The sequence below is a fragment of the Mesotoga sp. UBA5825 genome (genome assembly GCF_002432955.1).
Taxonomy (GTDB): Bacteria; Thermotogota; Thermotogae; order Petrotogales; family Kosmotogaceae; genus Mesotoga.
The window spans coordinates 1-2,571 of sequence record NZ_DJHG01000065.1 but is presented as its reverse complement, the minus strand read 5'-3'; the positions used below and the strand labels follow the sequence as shown (position 1 = coordinate 2,571).

At 51.1% G+C, this 2,571-nt stretch carries 2 protein-coding genes and 1 tRNA gene; all 3 read left to right on the top strand.

The features are described 5' to 3' along the window. On the top strand, positions 1–1,516 hold a 1,516-nt coding region (locus B3N33_RS06065; RefSeq protein WP_292592508.1), incomplete at its 5' end, for a urocanate hydratase. Between the two features lie 13 nt (positions 1,517–1,529). Then, on the top strand, positions 1,530–2,084 hold the full coding sequence (locus tag B3N33_RS06060; protein WP_292590824.1) for a pyruvate kinase alpha/beta domain-containing protein: 555 nt from the start codon (positions 1,530–1,532) through the stop codon (positions 2,082–2,084). Positions 2,085–2,346: 262 nt separating this feature from the next. Then, a tRNA-Ala gene (locus B3N33_RS06055) sits at positions 2,347–2,422 on the top strand. Positions 2,423–2,571: the final 149 nt, after the last annotated feature.

The following is a 2,571-nucleotide window of genomic DNA, read 5'->3' as shown; positions in this document are numbered from 1 at the left end:
GAAGACCAGTCCCAGGGTGATAATCACCAATGCGCTCATGATCGGGATGTTCGACGACCAGGAGCAGTGGATAAGAGCCCAGGCGCTGGGTGTAGCCAACTATGGACAGATGACGGCTGGAGGCTGGATGTACATAGGGCCACAGGGAATAGTTCACGGAACCTTCAATACAATCCTTAACGCGGGAAGGCAGAAGCTTGGTATCCCGGATGACGGCGATCTCCGCGGACACCTTTTCGTCTCCTCGGGGCTCGGCGGAATGAGCGGTGCTCAGGGAAAGGCAGTGAAGATAGCCGGCGGAGTGGGAATAATCGCCGAAGTAGATCGATCGAGGATTCAGACTAGACTTGATCAGGGCTGGATCGACGAAATAGTCGATGATCCATCGAGCGCCTTCGCCCTGGCAAAGGAAAAGGCTGAGAAGAAAGAGAGCCTTGCGATCGCCTTCTTCGGAAATATTGTTGATCTGCTTGAATATGCGGTCAAGAACAACATTCACATAGAATTGCTTTCCGATCAGACGTCCTGCCACGCTCCGTACGATGGGGGTTACTGCCCCCAGGGTCTGACCTTTGAAGAGAGGACAGAGCTACTCAGTAACGACAAGAAGAGATTCGGGGAGCTGGTCGACAAATCACTGATTAGGCATTTTGATTTCATAAAGCTGCTCGTCGAAAGGGGAACGTACTTCTTCGATTATGGCAACTCGTTCATGAAGGCAGTATACGATGCCGGAGCCAAAGAGATTTCTAGGAACGGTAACGATACCTCGGAGGGATTCATCTTCCCCTCCTACGTTGAGGATATAATGGGGCCCATGCTTTTCGACTACGGATACGGCCCGTTTCGATGGGTCTGCCTGAGTGGAAAGAAAGAGGATCTGCTCAAGACCGATGCGGCCGCAATGAGCTGCATAGATCCAGATCGTCGTGGTCAGGACAGAGACAATTACATCTGGATTAGAGATGCCGACAGAAACAAGCTGGTCGTCGGTACTCAGGCAAGAATACTTTATCAAGATGCCAAGGGCAGACGCGATATCGCTTTGAAGTTCAATGAAATGGTAAGAGGTGGAGAGATAGGACCGGTAATGATAGGCAGAGACCATCACGACACCGGAGGGACAGACTCCCCTTTCAGAGAGACATCGAATATCAAAGACGGAAGCAATATAATGGCGGATATGGCTACCCAATGCTTCGCAGGAAACGCCGCAAGAGGCATGAGCCTGGTCGCACTTCACAACGGAGGTGGAGTGGGAATTGGAAAGGCCATAAACGGAGGATTCGGACTCGTTCTCGACGGAAGCGAGAGAGTGGACGAAATTATTAAGACGTCGATACCCTGGGATGTGATGAGCGGAGTTGCCAGAAGAGCCTGGGCGAGAAACGAAAACGCTCTTTCCGTGGCTGCGGATTTCAACAGAGAGAGAGTGGGGAATGAGCAGATCACTCTCCCCTATCTAGTAGATGACGACATCATTCGCAGAGCCGTGAAAACAGTGATAAAGGAGTGATACACCCTTGACCATGTATTTCGCAAAGAGTGACGAAGAGACGACAATAACTCTTCTCAAAATGATTTTCGAGCGATCGGCAGAAGCCGGTATAAAGGACGTTGTTTTGCCGTCGACCAGCGGGCGGGTTGCAAAGCTGGCTTATGAGACCGTCCCCGATCCCATCAAGCTGACAATTGTTACTCATAGTGTCGGTTTTAGAGAACCAGATGGAGACGAATTCGACCAAGAAGTAAAAAAACTGTATACCGGAACGAGGCACTCTATTCTGACCGCTACCCACCTTTTCAGAGGGATCGACGGAGCATTCGTGAAGTCTGCAGGAGGTGCCTATCCGCCTCAAGTATTTGCTACGGCGCTCCGCCTTTTCGGCCAGGGAACGAAGGTCGCAGTTGAGATAGCGATCATGGCTGCAGATGCGGGAATGATCAGAACCGACCAGTGGGTAGTCACAGCCGGAGGAACGAGCCATGGAATTGATACGGCCTATATAATCAAGGCATGCCACTCAAATGATCTTAGCCTCTTCAAGTTCGGCGAGCTCATAGCTATTCCGTCGAGCCTGTAAGCAGCTAACACAAAATGCACAGCGCGTTGATTCTCTCGAAATCAATCGCCCATCAGAAGTGAAACTGCTCGAGCGTGAGTTCCGAAGGTTCGGAATCTCCTAATTTGACTTAGGCTCTCGGTTTTCAGCCAGTTGTTGCGGAGAGTATGGGTGTTCATGACTTGGAGGGGAATAGTAGGGGCTTCATGAACCTTGCGTAGCCCTTTTTGTCTTCGCGACTGATTGAATTCCTGGATGATTCAGGCTATAATCATTCTTATGTGGGGCCGTAGCACAGCTGGGAGCGCGCCGCCTTCGCAAGGCGGAGGCCGGGGGTTCGAATCCCCTCGGCTCCACCAGAGGGGAGATCACTCCCCTTTTTTGCTTGCTGTTCAGCTTCATACTTCCTAAGAAGCAGTTCCAAGTTTCATATTGTCAGTTGCAAGCAGAAGAAATAGTTGTCCGTTGCGGTTCACCGTTCTCTGAAAGAGCCGCTGTACGCCAGAAG